This window comes from Umezawaea sp. Da 62-37, from assembly GCF_032460545.1.
Classification (GTDB): domain Bacteria; phylum Actinomycetota; class Actinomycetes; order Mycobacteriales; family Pseudonocardiaceae; genus Umezawaea.
The window spans coordinates 9,252,533-9,267,885 of the sequence record NZ_CP135965.1 but is presented as its reverse complement, the minus strand read 5'-3'; the positions used below and the strand labels follow the sequence as shown (position 1 = coordinate 9,267,885).

The 15,353-nt window shown below is 70.4% G+C and carries 15 protein-coding genes; 10 read left to right on the top strand and 5 right to left on the bottom strand.

What is annotated here, in order from left to right; all coding sequences use genetic code 11:
* Window positions 1–173 precede the first annotated feature (173 nt).
* Together RM788_RS41985 and RM788_RS41980 are read left to right on the top strand one after the other, a co-directional pair.
* On the top strand, window positions 174–545 hold the full coding sequence (locus RM788_RS41985) for a hypothetical protein (protein ID WP_315925779.1): 372 nt from the start codon (window positions 174–176) through the stop codon (window positions 543–545).
* Window positions 546–640: 95 nt separating this feature from the next.
* Complete coding sequence (locus RM788_RS41980) at window positions 641–1,078, top strand: roadblock/LC7 domain-containing protein (RefSeq protein ID WP_315925777.1); 438 nt, start codon at window positions 641–643, stop codon at window positions 1,076–1,078.
* A gap of 103 nt (window positions 1,079–1,181) precedes the next feature.
* On the opposite strand, the gene RM788_RS41975 is transcribed toward RM788_RS41980, so the two are convergent.
* The 3 genes from RM788_RS41975 to RM788_RS41965 all read right to left on the bottom strand — a co-directional run bounded on the left by RM788_RS41975 (window position 1,182) and on the right by RM788_RS41965 (window position 3,270).
* Window positions 1,182–1,502 (bottom strand): hypothetical protein, encoded by a 321-nt coding sequence (locus RM788_RS41975; protein WP_315925775.1) that lies wholly within the window; start codon window positions 1,500–1,502, stop codon window positions 1,182–1,184.
* A 95-nt stretch (window positions 1,503–1,597) separates the two neighbouring features.
* Window positions 1,598–2,011 carry a hypothetical protein gene (locus RM788_RS41970; RefSeq protein WP_315925773.1) on the bottom strand — a complete coding sequence of 138 codons (414 nt, stop codon included), beginning with the start codon at window positions 2,009–2,011 and terminating at the stop codon, window positions 1,598–1,600.
* 176 nt (window positions 2,012–2,187) lie between these two features.
* Window positions 2,188–3,270, bottom strand: a complete 1,083-nt coding sequence (locus RM788_RS41965; protein ID WP_315925771.1) for an MBL fold metallo-hydrolase — start codon at window positions 3,268–3,270, stop codon at window positions 2,188–2,190.
* A gap of 108 nt (window positions 3,271–3,378) precedes the next feature.
* Between RM788_RS41965 and RM788_RS41960 the strand changes: the two genes are divergently transcribed.
* Complete coding sequence (locus RM788_RS41960; RefSeq protein ID WP_315925769.1) at window positions 3,379–3,984, top strand: helix-turn-helix domain-containing protein; 606 nt, start codon at window positions 3,379–3,381, stop codon at window positions 3,982–3,984.
* A gap of 94 nt (window positions 3,985–4,078) precedes the next feature.
* On the opposite strand, the gene RM788_RS41955 is transcribed toward RM788_RS41960, so the two are convergent.
* Entirely contained in the window at window positions 4,079–6,760 is a 2,682-nt protein-coding gene (locus RM788_RS41955; RefSeq protein ID WP_315925767.1) for a helix-turn-helix transcriptional regulator, read from the bottom strand.
* Window positions 6,761–6,927: 167 nt separating this feature from the next.
* Here RM788_RS41955 and RM788_RS41950 point away from each other — a divergent pair, with 167 nt between their 5' ends.
* The 6 genes from RM788_RS41950 (at window position 6,928) to RM788_RS41925 (ending at window position 12,680) form a co-directional block, all read left to right on the top strand.
* A complete protein-coding gene (locus RM788_RS41950) occupies window positions 6,928–7,719 on the top strand; it encodes an ABC transporter ATP-binding protein (RefSeq protein ID WP_315925765.1) in 792 nt (263 codons plus the stop codon).
* Window positions 7,712–8,419: an ABC transporter ATP-binding protein gene (locus RM788_RS41945; protein ID WP_315925763.1), complete on the top strand. Its 708-nt coding sequence runs from the start codon at window positions 7,712–7,714 to the stop codon at window positions 8,417–8,419. Before RM788_RS41950 ends, RM788_RS41945 begins: the two co-directional genes overlap by 8 nt.
* A gap of 14 nt (window positions 8,420–8,433) precedes the next feature.
* A complete protein-coding gene (locus RM788_RS41940; RefSeq protein ID WP_315925761.1) occupies window positions 8,434–9,285 on the top strand; it encodes a branched-chain amino acid ABC transporter permease in 852 nt (283 codons plus the stop codon).
* Window positions 9,285–10,307 carry a branched-chain amino acid ABC transporter permease gene (locus RM788_RS41935; RefSeq protein WP_315925759.1) on the top strand — a complete coding sequence of 341 codons (1,023 nt, stop codon included), beginning with the start codon at window positions 9,285–9,287 and terminating at the stop codon, window positions 10,305–10,307. The genes RM788_RS41940 and RM788_RS41935 overlap by 1 nt, the downstream gene beginning before the upstream one ends.
* Complete coding sequence (locus RM788_RS41930) at window positions 10,304–11,620, top strand: ABC transporter substrate-binding protein (RefSeq protein ID WP_315925757.1); 1,317 nt, start codon at window positions 10,304–10,306, stop codon at window positions 11,618–11,620. The genes RM788_RS41935 and RM788_RS41930 overlap by 4 nt, the downstream gene beginning before the upstream one ends.
* A gap of 232 nt (window positions 11,621–11,852) precedes the next feature.
* Window positions 11,853–12,680 carry a bis(hydroxyethyl) terephthalate hydrolase gene (locus RM788_RS41925; protein WP_315934891.1) on the top strand — a complete coding sequence of 276 codons (828 nt, stop codon included), beginning with the start codon at window positions 11,853–11,855 and terminating at the stop codon, window positions 12,678–12,680.
* Here the strand turns inward: RM788_RS41925 and RM788_RS41920 are convergent.
* Window positions 12,596–13,006: a MerR family transcriptional regulator gene (locus tag RM788_RS41920; RefSeq protein ID WP_315925755.1), complete on the bottom strand. Its 411-nt coding sequence runs from the start codon at window positions 13,004–13,006 to the stop codon at window positions 12,596–12,598. The genes RM788_RS41925 and RM788_RS41920 overlap by 85 nt on opposite strands.
* 238 nt (window positions 13,007–13,244) lie before the next feature.
* On the opposite strand from RM788_RS41920, the gene RM788_RS41915 reads away from it, so the two are divergent.
* On the top strand, window positions 13,245–15,269 hold the full coding sequence (locus tag RM788_RS41915; protein ID WP_315925753.1) for a cellulose binding domain-containing protein: 2,025 nt from the start codon (window positions 13,245–13,247) through the stop codon (window positions 15,267–15,269).
* Window positions 15,270–15,353 lie beyond the last annotated feature (84 nt).

The following is a 15,353-nucleotide window of genomic DNA, read 5'->3' as shown; positions in this document are numbered from 1 at the left end:
ACCGTTCCGAGTCGCGACCGTGCCGCCAACTGGCCTAAATTAACCTGAATGGTCGTATGCGATCGCACTTTTGCGGTTTAACGTCTGTCGCTGGGCGGCCTCGCCGGAACGACGGCGGAACGGGATACGCCCTACTCAAGATGCATTCGATCGCACGAGGAGCCGATTTCTCGATGAGCATTGAGCTGGCGTTGAAAGAGTCCATGACCATAGCCGGGGCCGTGGGCGTCGCGCTGGTCGACTACGACAGCGGAATGTCACTCGGCACGATGGGGGGCGGCGACTGGCTCGACCTGGAGGTCGCCGCGGCGGGCAACACGGAGGTCGTACGCGCGAAACTGCGGGTAATGGCGTCCTTGTCGTTGAACGACAGCATCGAGGACATCCTGATCACCCTGAACCACCAGTACCACCTCATTCGCCTGCTCACCCCCGCCAAGGGAACCCCGACGCTGTTCCTCTACCTAGTCCTCGACCGGGAACGCGCCAACCTCGCCCTGGCCAGGCTCTACCTCAAGCGCATCGAAGCCAACCTGACGGTATGAGCAGCGCACAATCCCACCAGGCAGGCAATCCACCGGTACTGCCGACGCGGAAACCGACGTCCACAAAGCCGAAATCGCTGCCACAGGGGCCCGTTGTGACTCAGCCGCCATTCGACCGGGAAGAGTTGGCGACGACCCTCCGCGCAATTCGCGACCAGATCGACAGGGTCACCGGACTGCTGGTGGCCACACGTGACGGGTTGGTCCTGTCCAGCGACACCGACGGCGTCGCCGTCGAGAGCGTTGCCGCCATGGCCGCCGCCACGGTCGGGTTGGCGGCCCAGTTCACCTCCCAGGCGAACATCGGCCAACCGCGCACCGCGGTGTTCGAAGGGGAGTCCGGTTACGTCTGCGTGTTCCCGGTCGAGTCCTCACTCCTGCTCGTCGTCTTCGGCGAGAAGGGCATCACCCACGGATTGTTCAACATCGCGGCCAGGCAGGCGTTGTCGATGATCCGGCACGTCGTGCTGAACCAGCGGGTGCAGACGGTGCGCGCCAACCGCCGCTCGTACTACAGCCAACCGGAGAGCTGATCCGCCTCAGCGCGTCCCGTGGTTGCGGTCGGAGGCGGCGCGGAGAGCAGCGCCGACGCCGCCTCCGACCACCTTCGGAACATCCGTGCCCGGCGAGGCCCGGTCAGTGCCCCTTGCGGGTGGAACTGTTGCGCACCCACACCCACAGGGCGAGGCCGACCAGGGACGCGACGACGACGATGTCGATCGTCCTGGCGGTGGACGCCGCGGCGGGCCCGCTCTTCTGGACCACGGTCGAGAGGTCGCCCGCCGGAGGCGCGGGCGTGTCGGTCTGGGCGAGCACCAGGGTCACGCCGGTGGTCAGCCGCAGGTGGTCGTCGGGGGTGCGGTCCGACGCGTTCGCGCTGCCCGCGACGACGAGCAGCAGGAAGGCGAGGGCCAGGAAGGTGGTGAGCAGTGTCGCGCGAACGACTCGGATGGCCACGGCGTTCGTCCTCCTCCGGTCACGAGCCCATGAGGGCCGACGCCTAGAGGAGTACGGATGGGGCGGCGGTTCGGATCATCGTGGAGCGGAGGAAGTCACTCGACGGCCAACTGCCTGGCCCGGTAGGTGACGGCGGCGCTGGTGGCGGACGCGGCGATGACGGCCGAGCCGACGACGATGCCGCTGATGGCGATCGGGCCGTCGACGAGGCTGTACCGCTTGAGGGTCTCGACGATCGACCAGACGCCGAGCACGGCGGCGATGACGCTCAGCCACGGCGCGTCCAACGGGGCCATGGCGCGCACGACGGACAGCAGCATCACGCCACCGGCGATCAGCACCACGGGCCAGAAGCCGACGAGGTTGTCGCTGATGACGGCGCGGTCGAGCACGAGCGGCGCGATGATCGACCAGACGCCAACCAGGAACGCGACGACGCTGGTGCGGCTCGCGACCGCGATCAGCCTCAGCACGACGTCCTCGTCGTGCCGCTGCACGGTGTCCTCCACCACGTCCTCCGGTCTCGATCGGCTTCCGCCCCAGCACTTCCACGCGCGTGCACGAGTGGTGGTGAGGAGGAATCACGAGCATGGACGACCGCGTGCCGCTTGTCGAGAGCGGATCATTGCCCGTCGTGGCGCCGACTGTGATCGCGGCGCGAGGCAGACCGAACGGTGCGTCGACCTCAGGCCGCGCGGTCCGGTGAGCCGAACAGGATGACGGCGCGGTAACCCTGGAGCACCGCGAACCGCGCCCGCCGCTCCTCCAGGCGGGCGATCAGGTAGTCCCACGCCGCGGCCACGTCGTCGACGGCCTTCATGTTGGCGGTCAGGTCTCCGGTGACCGGGGTGAAGAAGTCGTTCCAGTGCAGCGGGACGAAGAGCTTCGGGTCCACTGTGGACACTACTTCGCGGTGGAACTCCTCGCGGAACGCGGCGTCCTTGCCGAACGAGCCCGCGGTGCCGCAGAACAGCGCGTCGGCCCGGACGCCGTCCAGCCCGCCGGGCAGGAACCCCGCCGACGCCTTGACGAGCAGCGAGTGGCCGCCGTGCTCGACCAGGAAGTCGAACGAGCCGCCCTCCAGGTAGTCCCCGGCCTTCGCGGGCTGCGCGAGCGGGCCGGTGATGGGCGTGCCGTCGCCGCCGACCGTGCCGGGCGAGTGCTTCGAGGCGAGGACGGTGACGGTGAAGTCGCCGATCCTCAGCGGTTTCCCGGTCTCGTAGGGGGCGAGCCTCTCCTCGGGCACACCTCCGCCGCGGCCGACGTTGAGCGTCGACTCCGAGCCGTGGAGCACGGCGCCGGTCTTGCGGGTGAGGTACGCGGCGTCGAGCGAGTGGTCGTAGTGGGAGTGCGAGACGAAGACCGCCTTGACCCGGTCGGCGCCCACGGCGGCCAGCGTCCGGTCGACCTTGCCCTCGTCGGTCTTCAGGTCTCCGAACAGGGCGGTGGTGAGCGGGACGTCGGTGAGGAACGCGTCGAACAGCAACTGCGTGACGCCGTCGTCCACCAGCAGCGTCGTGGTGCCGAGGAAGGTGACCCGGACTTCGCCCGCACGCAGGTCGCGGTCGTCGTCGACGAGGTGCGCCGCGTAGCGCGACACGTCACCCGAGGGGGCCAGGTAGGTGAAGTACCCGGCCGTCGCGGCGCCCACGCCGACCAGGCCGACGGCGCCCGCGATGACCGTCCGCCTGCGGATGCGGCGGGGTTGCGGGGCTTCGGGGTCCGGGAGCGGCTCGGCGTCCGGTGTCTTCTTGCGGAAAAACGGCATGTCGGGACCCGTTCCACTCGGAGCGAGGGAGCAAAAGTGGCAGAAACTGACAAAATTAGTGAAGCAAAAGTGGCGGAAACTGTCAACTTGATGGCCTAGGCTTCGACCATGCCGCCGAATGCCGGACCACCGACCGGGCGCCGCGCGTCGAACGAGGCCCGCAAGAGGCTCGCCGCGCGCCGCGCCGCCGTCGAACTGTCCGAGGAGAAGGGGTTCGGCACGGTCCTGATGCCCGCCATCGCCGACCGCGCGGGCGTCTCCGAGCGCACGCTGTTCCGGATGTTCGGCACCAAGGCCGGGATCTTCTGGCACGACCCGTTCCTGGAGCGCGTGGCCTCCCGGCTCGACGAGGACACGGCCCGCGAGGACCCGTTGCGCGCCGTCCTCGACGCGGTCGAGGGCACGGCGCGGGCGATGGGCCGCGAGGAACGGGACCTCGAACGGCGGCGCAGGGCGTTGATCGTCACCGAGCCGGAACTGCTCGGGGCGGGAACGCAGTCGGTGATGGTGAGCGGGAAGAAGCTCACCGACCGCATCACGCCGCCCGACGCCGACGACGCCGAGCGGCTGCGGCTGATGTTGTTCGCCGCGTTCACCGCCGCCGCGCTCGGAGCCGTGCCGGTGGATCCGGACGAGCCGGAGGACCGGTGGGTGGAGGTGCTTTCAGCCGCGGTCCGGGTGGCGGCGTTCGGGCCGCTCAGCGAACGGGGATAGCCCCCGGCGCGGCAGGCGAATCCCGGAGGGCGCACCTGGAGGCGGCTGCTTCCGGGCAGGGTGACGGTCCACGACCGGCCGCCGGACGTGCCCCTCAGCCGAGCAGGCGGGCGAGTTCCACGCGGGAGCGGACCTCCAGCTTGGCGAAGATGTTGCGCAGGTGGTGCTCCACGGTGCGATGGCTGATGAACAGCTGCGCGGCGATCTCCCGGTTGGTCGCGCCCTCCGCCACCAGGCGGGCGATCTGGGACTGCTGCGGGGTCAGGTCGGTCGCGGGCGCGGGGTGGGTGGTGACGATGGTGTCGCCGGAGGCCCGGAGTTCGGCGCGGACGCGGTTGACGAAGTGCTCCGAGTCGTACTGCTGGAAGATCTTCAGCGCGTCGCGGAGGTGTTCGCGGGCCGCCCTCGGCTGACGGCTGCGGCGCAACCGGTGGCCGTAGAACAGCTCGGTCTTGGCCAGTTCCATCGCGGTGCCGCCCTCGCGGTGCAGGCGGATGGCCTCGCGGAAGTGCTCGTCGGCCTCCGGCGCGGCACCGAGGAGCAGGGCGTGCGAGCGGTGGGACAGCGCCAGCCGCGCCGGTGCGCCGGTGCTCACGGCCCAGCCCTCGAACTGGCGCAGCACCTTGGCGGCACTGGCGTGCTGGCCGCACGCCACCGCGGCCTCCACGAAGTGCGGCGCGGTCATCACCTTCACGCCGGGGTGCACGCGGCCGGTGCCGACGGCGAGCAGGCGCAGCCGGTTGAGCGCGTCCACGGGCCGGTCGTCGACGAGGTCGACGCAGGCGAACGCCCACGAGCCGAACGTGCTGGGCCGGCCGAGCCCCCTCCGCGCCACGTCGGCGGCGGCCAGGTGCAGGCGGTGCACGGCGGTGGCCTTGTTGCCCTGCAACGCGGCCATCAGCGCGAGGATCGTGAGGTGGTCGACGACGGTGTTGGGCTGCCCCATCGCGGTGGCCTCGCGCACGCCTTCCAACGAGCTGTCCAGCGCGATGGAGTGCTGATCCAGCAGCAGCGCCGCGACCGACCGGTAGACCAGCGCCCACGGGGCGAGCGAGACCATGCCCGAGTCGCGCGAGGAGGCGACGGCCTGGGTCGCCAGCTCGAGCGACCGGTCGGCGTTGCCCAGGACGTAGGCCGCCTGGCTGCCCCAGATCTTCGACCGCGGGTCGTGCAGCCCGTCGGCCAGCCGGACGGCCCGGCGCAACGCGGGCAGCGCGCGGTGGTGCTTGCCCGCGAAGGTGGCGGCCATTCCTTCCAACTGGTCGAAGATCAGCTGCTGCACGGGCGGGTCGTCGGGCCTGCGGAGCTGTTGGGCGTGCTCGGCGATGGCCGCGTACTCGGCCTGGTCGCCGCCGATGCTGCTGGCCTCCGCCGCGTACATCAGCGCGGTGACGGCGATGGTGCGGCGGGAGTCGAGCAGTCCGTCCGACGCCTTCCGCAGGGTGCGCACGGCCGTGCCCGGCACGGCGTCGCCCAGTTCGATGCCGCCGCGCACGAAGTCGGCGAGGCCGTGCAGCTCACGGGTGCGCGTGAGGGTGCGGGCCTGCCGCAGCACCTCGCGCGAGCGGCGCGGCCTGCCGCTCGACCAGTGGTCCGCGGCGGCGGCGATCAGGTGCGCGGCCTTGGCTGCGGGTTCGCGGGTCAGCGCCGCGGCTCGTTGGAACGCCTGCGAGGACGCCGCGTAGTCACCGGCCCGCCGCGCGACGGCCGCGGCCTCGCCGAGTTCGGCGCCGCACCCCTCGGACGGTTCGCGGGTCATCGCGGCGCGGTGCCAGAGCCAGCGCGACCGGTGCGCGTCCGGGTCCAGCACCTCGGCCAGCAGGGCGTGGGCCTCCCGGCGCTCGGCGATCGACGTCTCGGTGCGCAGGGTGGTCCGCGTCAGCACGGTGGGCAGCCGCACGTGTTCACCCTGCACGACGAGCAGTCCGGCGGCGCGGGCTTCCTCCAGCGCGTCCAGTTCCAGGCCCGCGCGCACGACCGCGTCCAGTTCCAGGTCGTCGTCGGCGACCGCGAGCTGCACCAGCCTGCGGGCGTCCGGCGAGAGCGCCACCAGGCGGGCGTGCAGCCGGGAGCGCAGGGTGCTGTCGGGCGGCAGCATGCCGGGTGTCATCGAACGGGCCAGCTCGACGAGCGCGAGCGGGTTGCCGCCCGCCAGGTCGAGCACCTCCTCGGCGTGGTCCTCCGAGACGCCCAACGGGCTGTGGGCGGCCAGGACGCGCATCGCCGCCGGGTCGTCCAACGGCCGCAGCACCGCCGTCCGCACACCTTCCAGGGGGTCGACACCGAGGGCGGGTTCACGGCCGAACAGCACCGACACCGGACGTTCGGACACCCTGCGCGCCACGAAGGCGAGCGCTTCCAGCGACTCGGCGTCCAGCAGTCCGGCGTCGTCGACGATGATCAGCAGCGGGCGTTCGCGGGCGACCTCGACCAGGAACCGGTGCAGTTCGGCGTGCAGCCCGAACGTGCGGCTCGGGGTGCCGGTCGCCAGCCCCGTCACGGTGGCGAGCGAGGTGGGCATGCGGTCGGCGAGCGGTTGCAGCAGCCGGTGCAGACCGGCGTGCGGCAGTCCGGTCTCGGTGGGCACGCCGTGCGCGGTGAGCACGCGCAGACCGATGGCCGACTCGTGGGCGAGCCGGAGCAGGGCTGTCTTGCCGGAACCTGGCCCACCCGCCACGACCAGCGCGGAACCACGACCGGTGCGAGCGCTTGCGAGCAGTTCCAGCACGGAGGCGCGCTCCTGGTCCCGTCCGTGCAACACGACCTCGGGAGCCATGTCCACAGTGTTGCGCGGAGGTTGCGAACTGGGGAAGGGGTTGAACCGGAATTTACCTATCAACGTTAGTTTTCGGCACCACGACTGGTGATTCCACCGATGCCACGGACCCCTGATCCGCACAGACTGCTGCGGACCACCGCCTTTCGTGGAAAGAAGACCTGAAGATGATCACTTCCCACGAGAAACTGCTGGAGGTCGACGGTGTGACCGTCCGGTTCGGTGGACTGGTCGCACTGCACGACGTCGGACTCAGCATCCGCCCGCGGACCGTCGTCGGCGTCATCGGGCCCAACGGCGCGGGCAAGACCACCTTGTTCAACGTCGTGTGCGGCTTCCTCCGCCCCGACGAGGGAGAGCTGCGCTGGAAGGGCCAGCCGCTGCGCAGGCACCGGCCCGACCAGCTCGCCGGGCTCGGCATCGCCCGCACGTTGCAGGGCCTCGGCCTGTTCGGGGGCCTCACCGTCCTGGAGAACGTGATGACCGGCGCGGGCAGGCTCGCCCGCACCAGCGCGCTCGCCTCGCTGCTGGGCACCGGCCGGGCCGCCCGCGACGAACGCGAGTTGCGCGCCCGCTCCGAGGACGCCCTCGCCGAACTCGACATCTCCCACGTCGCGGGCCTGCTGCCCGGCGCGCTCCCCTACGGCGTGCGCAAGCGCGTCGCCCTCGCCCGCGCGCTGGTCTCCGAGCCGGAACTGCTGCTGCTCGACGAGCCCGCGAGCGGCCTGTCGACCGCGGAGATGGACGAGCTGGCGAAGCGGATCACGTCGTTGAGCGAGACGACCGCCGTCGTGCTCGTGGAGCACCACATGGACCTGGTGATGCGGGTGTGCGACGAGGTGGTGGTCCTCGACTTCGGCGAGGTCATCGCGACCGGCCCACCCGACGAGGTGCGCGCCGACCAAGCCGTCGCCGACGCCTACCTCGGCACCGCACCCGAGGAGCAGCCCAGTGCTTGAGATCAAGGGGCTGACCGCGGCCTACGGACTGGTGCGCGCGCTGTCCGACGTGACGCTGACGGTCGAGGAGGGCAGCATCACCGCCATCCTCGGCGCCAACGGCGCGGGCAAGACGACGCTGCTGCGCACGATCAGCGGACTGGTCCGCGCGAGCGCGGGCACCATCACCGCGTTCGGCGAGGACATCACCGCGCTGCCCACCGACAGGATCGCCCGGCTCGGCGTCGCGCACGTCCCCGAGGGCGGCGGGGTGATCCCCGAACTGACGGTCGAGGAGAACCTCCGCCTCGGCGCGCTGTGGCGGACCGACCGGGCCGACCGCGCCGCGGCGATGGGCGAGGTGCTGGAACTGTTCCCGCCGCTCGCCCCGCGCCGCGCCAAAGCCGCGGGCACGTTGTCGGGCGGCGAGCGGCAGATGCTCGCGATCGGCCGCGGGCTGATGGGCCGCCCCCGGCTGCTGCTGCTCGACGAGCCGTCGCTCGGCCTCGCCCCGCTGGTCTCCGCGAAGATCATGGGGGTCCTGCGGTCGCTGCGCGCGGACACCGGGCTGACAGTGCTGCTGGTCGAGCAGAACGCCCGCAGCGCGCTGTCCATCTCCGACCGCGGTTTCGTCCTCGCGCTGGGGCGGGTGGTGGCTTCCGACTCGGCGGACGCGCTCCTCGCCGACGACCAGCTCCGCCACGCCTACCTCGGCTTCTGATCGGAAAGGCCCGGATGACCACGTTCGTGAACCTGACCCTGGGCGGATTGTCCAGCGGGGCGGTGTACGCCGCGCTGGGGCTGTCACTGGTGATCATCTACCGCGCTACCCGCGTGGTGAACTTCGCCCAGCCCGCCCTGGCCCTCATCTCCAGCTACCTCGCCTACTCCGTCACGAAGGGCACGGGCAGCTACTGGCTCGGCTTCGTCGTCGCCATCGTGGCGGGCACACTGCTCGGCGTCATCGTCGAGCGGCTGATCATCCGACCGCTGCGGCACGCGGGTGAACTCAGCGCCATCATCGCCACTCTCGGCCTGCTGCTCCTGCTCCAGGCCGTCGCCGGGATGATCTGGTCCAACGAGCCCCACGCGTTCTCCTACGCGTTCGACTTCCGCGGCCGGTTCTCCCCCAGCGACCTGTTCGCGGTGCTGGCCGTGATCGTCGCGGCGACCGGGGTGCTCCTGCTGTTCAAGTTCACCCCGCTCGGACTGCGGCTGCGCGCGACCGCGTTCAACCCCGAGGTGGCGAAGCTGCTCGGGGTGCGGGTCGGCGTCATGCTGACCGTCGGGTGGGGGCTCGCGGCCGGTGTCGGCTCGCTGGCCGGACTGCTCGCCACTCCCCCGTTCATCTTCCCCACCGTGCTGGACGAGGTGTTCGTGTACGCGCTCACCGCGGCGGTCCTCGGCGGGCTGGACAACCCGCTCGGCACGATCGTCGGCGGGCTGGTGCTGGGCATCGGGCTGTCGTACGTGTCCGGCCTGCTCGGGCCGGAACTGGTGCCGCTGGCCGCGTTGGCGATCCTGGTCGCCGTGCTCGCGGTGCGACCCAGCGGCCTGTTCGGCCGCGCGACGGCGAGGCGGGTGTGATGACGACCAGACTGCCCCCGCTCGTCCTGCACCTGCTGGCCGCGCTGGCCTGCCTCGTGCTGCTGGTGCTGCTGACCCTGGTGACGGATCCGTTCACGAACCTGCGGATCGCGACGGTGGGCTACTACCTGATCGCGGTCGCCGGACTGGCGCTGCTGACCGGGTTCAACGGCCAGGTGTCGTTGGGGCACGGCGCTTTCATGTTCATCGGCGCCTACACCGTGGCGCTGCTGGTGAAGCGCGTGCCCGCGTTCCCGATCTGGGTGGACCTGCTGCTGGCGGTGGTCGCGGGCGGCCTCGCCGGGCTGCTGGCGGGTGCCGCGGCCGCCCGGCTGCACGGGCCGTACCTGGCCGGTGCGACGCTGGCGCTCGCGGTGGGCCTTCCCGCTGTGGCGCAACGGTTCCCGGACCTGTTCGCGGGCAGCAACGGCCTGAGCTTCACGGTCAACAGCCAGCCCGCCGGGCTCGTGGGCGTGGTGCCCGCGACGCGCTGGCAGGCGTGGATCGTCTGGCTGGCCGTGCTGCTGGCGCTGGTGGTGCTGGTGAACCTGGCCCGCGGACGGCTGGGGCGCACGCTGCGGGCGGTGCGCGACGACGAGGTCGCGGCCTCGCTGGCGGGTGTCCACGTGGGACGGACGAAGATCCTGGCGTTCCTGATCAGCTCGGCGTGCGGCGGGCTCGCCGGTGGCCTGCAGGCGTTCCTGCTCGGCACGGCGGCACCCGGCTCGTTCACCCCCGCCCTGTCGCTGAGCCTGCTGGCGGCACTGGTGCTCGGCGGGCTGGGCAGCCTGTGGGGCGCGCTGTGGGGCGCCATCGCGCTCGTGTACTTCCAGGTGTGGACCGATGACTTCGCCGAGCTGCTGAGCCTGCGGAGCGACATCGCGGACAACCTCCCCCTCGCCCTGTACGGCGTGGTGCTGATCGTGATCGTCCTCGCCTTCCCGGCGGGGATCCAAGGCGGCGTGCGCAAGTTGTGGGTCCGGGTACGACGCCCTGCCCCGTCTCAACGAGGAGAAAAATGAGAAGCAGACGATCCGTCACGGCGATCGCGTTGACCTGTGCACTGGTGCTGGCCGCCTGCGGCGGCGCGGGTGAGACCCCGGCGGCGGGCAACGCCGATAAGGGCGAACCGGCGCCCGGCGTCACCGACACCTCGGTGCTCATCGGCACCCACCAGCCGCTGACCGGGCCGGCCGCTCCGGGCTACGGCAAGATCTCGGTCGGCGCGAAGGCCGTCTACAGCTACATCAACGACAACGGCGGCATCAACGGCCGTAAGATCGACTACAAGGTCGAGGACGACGGGTACAACCCGACCAAGACGGTCGAGGTCGTGAAGAAGCTCGTGCTCCAGGACAAGATCTTCGCGATGGTCGGAGGGCTGGGCACCCCGACGCACTCGAAGGTCGTGGAGTACCTCAACACCGAGGGCGTGCCGGACCTGCTGGTGTCCTCGGGCGCGCTGATGTGGGACGACGTCGCGAAGGCCCCGAAGACGTTCGGCTACCAGGTGGACTACACCCGCGAGGGCAAGATCCAGGGCCAGTACATCAAGGACAACTTCGCGGGCAAGAAGGTCGGCCTGCTGGTGCAGGGCGACGACGTCGGCACGGACACCCAGAAGGGCCTCGACCAGTTCGTCAAGGACCAGATCGTGTCCCGGCAGACCTACGACCCCGCCAACACCGACGTGACGCCGCAGCTGTCGGCGTTGCAGGCGGCGGGCGCGGAGATCGTGGTGTGCGAGTGCATCCCGGCGTTCACCGCGCTGACGATCCTCACCTCGCTGAAGATCGGCTTCAAGGCTCAGCTGGTCGTGAGCAGCATCGGCGCGGACCCGGCGACGTTGACCGGGCTGGTCGAGCAGTTCGCGAAGCAGGGCGGTTCGCAGGTGTCCGGCGCGGCGTTGCTGACCGGCATCATCGGCACCCGGTACCTGCCCAGCGTCCGATCGGGTGAAGACCCCTGGACGACGTTCTTCAAGCAGATCCACGACAAGTACATCCCCGACGAGGCGTTCACCGACACGCTGGTCTTCGGCATGGTGCAGGCCTACACGTTCGGCCAGGCGCTCAAGGCCGCGGGCAAGGACCTGACGCGGCAGAAGCTCGTCGACGCCATGTACTCGGGCGAGCTGAAGGGTCCGGGTCTGACGCCGTTCGCGTTCAGCAAGGACAGCCACGCGGGCTACACGGGCGCCCTGGTGTTCCAGATCGCGGCCGACGGCAGCGTGAAGACGTTGCAGGAGGCCAAGACCACCGACCGCGACAACGGGCCGGTGCAGGACGCCAAGTCGGACCGGCCCAAGCCGGAGGAAGTCAAGCTGGTCGGCTAGGACACGGGGCCCGTCTCCCGGATCCGCGTTCGCGGCGGCCGGGAGGTGGGCCCTAGTGGTTCCACCGATGCGGGGTCGTCGGTGGGGGGATCAGGATGATGCTCAACGGTAACCGGATGAACACGGAGTGTCAGCCGGTGGGCCGTGAAGATTCCCCTCCAGACGATTCGGGGTGTACAACGACGTGCAGCTTCGCAGCCTTTTCACGACGGTGACCCTGGTGGCGGCCCTCATGGGCAGCGCCATCGGGGCATCCCCTGCCATTGCCGCGGAAAATCCCTACGAGCGGGGCCCCGCACCGACGAACTCCAGCATCGAGGCGAGCCGCGGCTCGTTCGCGGTGTCGGAGACTTCCGTGTCCTCCTTGTCCGTCAGCGGTTTCGGCGGTGGGACGATCTACTACCCCACCAGCACCAGCGCGGGCACGTTCGGCGCGATCGCCATCTCGCCCGGCTACACCGCCTACCAGTCCTCGATCGCCTGGCTCGGCCCGCGCATCGCCTCGCAGGGCTTCGTGGTGTTCACCATCGACACGAACACCACGCTGGACCAGCCGGACAGCCGGGCCACGCAGTTGTTGGCGGCGCTGGACTACCTGACCCAGCGCAGCACCATCCGCACCCGGATCGACACCACGCGGCTCGGCGTCATGGGGCACTCGATGGGTGGTGGCGGCACCCTGCGCGCCGCGGCCAACCGACCCGCCCTCCAGGCGGCGATCCCGTTGACCGGGTGGCACACCGACAAGTCGTGGGGTGACGTCCGGGTGCCGACGCTGGTGGTCGGCGCGGACGGCGACACCATCGCCCCGGTGGCGACGCACTCCAAGCCGTTCTACAACACGCTCCCGTCCTCTTTGGACAGGGCGTACCTGGAACTGCGGGGCGCCACGCACCTCACCCCGAACAGCTCGAACACCACGATCGCGAAGTACAGCATCTCGTGGCTCAAGCGGTTCATCGACAACGACACCCGCTACGAGCAGTTCCTCTGCCCCACCCCCTCCTCCAGCCTGCTGATCGCGGAGTTCCGGGGCAACTGCCCCCACACCTCGTCCTGATCGGCGCACCGACGACCGGGGTCCCGCCGTACGCGCGAGCGGCGGGACCCCGGTCTTGGCGTGCGCGGAGGACGGGGCGCGTCGCGCGAGCGGCTCGACTCCAGGATGGCGATCGCCTCCGGGGTGAAGTCGGGGAAGACGATGACCCTCGGTTTGTCCAGGCAGGGCAGGATCTGCTTGACGATCCAGGTCGGCAGGCCGGAATCGAGCAGGCCGAAACTGCCGCGAACGCCCATCGTGCCGGGTGTCGCGCCGATCCTGTTCTTCGTGCTCGCGCACAACGTCCTCCACACCCGCATCGCGACCTTCCTGGGCGAGGCCGGCATGGGGACTCCGTCGACGCCGTGCTGCTGGTCTTCGGCGTCACGTCGATGTGGTGGTCGCCGCCAAGGCGCACGGATTCCCCGGCACGAGGCTCAGCGAACGCGTGTGACGACGGGGTCGGCCGGGGGGCGGGCGCGACCCGATTCCCCGGCCCTTCGGGCACAGCCCTCCTTGCGCCGTTCAGAGGTCTAGACCACACTGCCGTCAGTGCGGCCGCCGCCACGACCGGAGCGAGGGACCATGGGCAGATTCTCCTTGTTGGCACTGGGGACGGCTGTCGCCGTCACGGCGGGGCTGCTGGTCTCGACGGGATCGGCCGCCGCGGCCGGACCGGCGGCGACCTACCGCAAGGTCTCGGACTGGGGCACCGGGTTCTCCGGCGAGTACGCGGTCGTGAACGCGGGAACGACCACGCTGAACGGGTGGAAGGTCGAGTTCGACCTGCCTGCGGGTTCGGCCATCGGGAGCTTCTGGGACGCGGCGATGACGCGGACGGGCGACCACTTCACGTTCGTCGACAAGGGGTGGAACGGAACGCTGACCCCCGGCCAGACCGCGACGTTCGGTTTCAACGGCAGCCCCGGAGGCGCTGCCGCGGTCCCGACCAGTTGCAAGCTCAACGGGAAGGCCTGCGACGGCAGCACGCCGGACGACACGACCGCGCCCTCGATCCCGCAGACCGTCCGGTCCACGGCGAAGACGGCGAACACCGTGTCGCTGGCGTGGAACGCCTCCACCGACAACGTGGGCGTCACCGGCTACGAGGTGTTCCGCGACGGCATCCCGGCGGCGACCACCACCACGACGGGCGCGACCGTCGACGGGCTTTCCCCGGAGACCACGTACTCGTTCACGGTGAAGGCCAAGGACGCCGCGGGCAACCTGTCGGCGGCGAGCGCGGCGGTGTCGGTGAAGACCGACGCGGGCAGTCAGCCGCCCGCCGGCTGGCACCCGCCGTACCTGTCCGTGGGCACGGTCTACGAGCCCTTCGACGGCACCGACCGGTTCTTCGCCAAGGTCAAGCCGCGGTTCCCCGCGGGCAGGAACGTCGACTACGGGTACCTGTACCTCAACGGCGGCGCGCAGATCGGCGAGTGGCACTCGCGCACCGAACGGCTGGCGGGCAAGAGCAAGGCAAACGGGCTCACGCCGGTGTTCGTCGTGTACGCCATGGGTGGCAACAGCGACCAGCCCAGCGTGATGTGGTCGAACCTCCAGAGCACGTCGTACGTCAACCAGGTCTTCGGCGGGCTCAAGGACATCGCGCAGACCGCCACCAACATCATGGGATCGGGGAGGATCGGGTACGTGGTCGAGCCCGACACCCTGGGCTACCTGCTCCAGCAGTACGCCGGGAACTACGGCGACGACCCCGACCGGATGCCCGCGGCCACCAGTGGCGCCTACGACTCCGGCGCGCTCGTGCGGGGTGTGGACCCGGACTTCCCGAACACGCTCACCGGGTTCGTGAAAGCGGTGAACTACTCGCTCAAGAAGCACACGCCCCACGGTTTCCTCGGCTGGCAGCTCAACCTGTGGGCCGCCTCCGGCGCGCCGGGCAACGGGATCGTGCACTCCACCGAGGCGTTCGGGTTCGAGGCCGGCAAGCAGCGGATCGTCGACAACGCCCGCGCCAACGCCACCTTCGCCCTGAAGGCGGGTGTCGGCTACGCGGCCGACTTCACCTCCATCGACAAGTACGGGCTCGACGCCATGTGCGCCGAACCGGCCCAGGCCAACGATCCCGCCAAGGCCCTGTGGTTCTGGAACAACGACCTGTGGAACAACTACCTGCTGTTCGCGAAGACGTTGAAGCAGACGCTGTCGCTGCCCGTGGTGCTGTGGCAGGTGCCGGTCGGGCACATCAATGGCACCACGCGCCCCAGCCCGACCGATTACAACGGCTCCGGCGCGTACCCCGTGCTGCCCAACCAGTCGCAGCAGTGCGAGGACTCCGCGTCGACGTTCTTCTTCGGCGACACGTTCACCGCGACCGGCAACCGGCTGGAGTACTTCACCCGCAACGAGTGGCGCGACCCGAAGCTGACCGTCAGCGGCAGCACGGTGACCTGGGGCCCGCACTTCCAGGAGGCCGCCGACGCGGGCATCGTGTCCATCCTCATGGGCGCCGGTGTCGGCACCGCCACCCGCGGTGTGCCCCAGCCCGCCAACACCTCCGCGGTGCCGGTCGACGCGCCGACCGACGGGTACTACTGGATCACCCGCGTGCAGGAGTACTACGCGCGGCCGGTTCCGGTGGGCTGACCGCGTTCGGCGCAGGCACGGTGCGCTCGTGCCTGCGCCGCACGACGGTGTGAGCCGCCCGCCCGAAAAGGTGTGGGGAACCGG

What these genes read in the sequence shown, in the direction of transcription:
- RM788_RS41955 (WP_315925767.1), bottom strand. Translation starts at nt 6,760, where the DNA reads ATGGCTCCCGAGGTCGTGTTGCACGGACGGGACCAGGAGCGCGCCTCC.
- RM788_RS41935 (WP_315925759.1), top strand. Translation starts at nt 9,285, where the DNA reads ATGACGACCAGACTGCCCCCGCTCGTCCTGCACCTGCTGGCCGCGCTG.
- RM788_RS41965 (WP_315925771.1), bottom strand. Translation starts at nt 3,270, where the DNA reads ATGCCGTTTTTCCGCAAGAAGACACCGGACGCCGAGCCGCTCCCGGAC.
- RM788_RS41930 (WP_315925757.1), top strand. Translation starts at nt 10,304, where the DNA reads ATGAGAAGCAGACGATCCGTCACGGCGATCGCGTTGACCTGTGCACTG.
- RM788_RS41960 (WP_315925769.1), top strand. Translation starts at nt 3,379, where the DNA reads ATGCCGCCGAATGCCGGACCACCGACCGGGCGCCGCGCGTCGAACGAG.
- RM788_RS41940 (WP_315925761.1), top strand. Translation starts at nt 8,434, where the DNA reads ATGACCACGTTCGTGAACCTGACCCTGGGCGGATTGTCCAGCGGGGCG.
- RM788_RS41950 (WP_315925765.1), top strand. Translation starts at nt 6,928, where the DNA reads ATGATCACTTCCCACGAGAAACTGCTGGAGGTCGACGGTGTGACCGTC.
- RM788_RS41985 (WP_315925779.1), top strand. Translation starts at nt 174, where the DNA reads ATGAGCATTGAGCTGGCGTTGAAAGAGTCCATGACCATAGCCGGGGCC.
- RM788_RS41925 (WP_315934891.1), top strand. Translation starts at nt 11,853, where the DNA reads ATGGGCAGCGCCATCGGGGCATCCCCTGCCATTGCCGCGGAAAATCCC.
- RM788_RS41915 (WP_315925753.1), top strand. Translation starts at nt 13,245, where the DNA reads ATGGGCAGATTCTCCTTGTTGGCACTGGGGACGGCTGTCGCCGTCACG.
- RM788_RS41920 (WP_315925755.1), bottom strand. Translation starts at nt 13,006, where the DNA reads ATGCCGGCCTCGCCCAGGAAGGTCGCGATGCGGGTGTGGAGGACGTTG.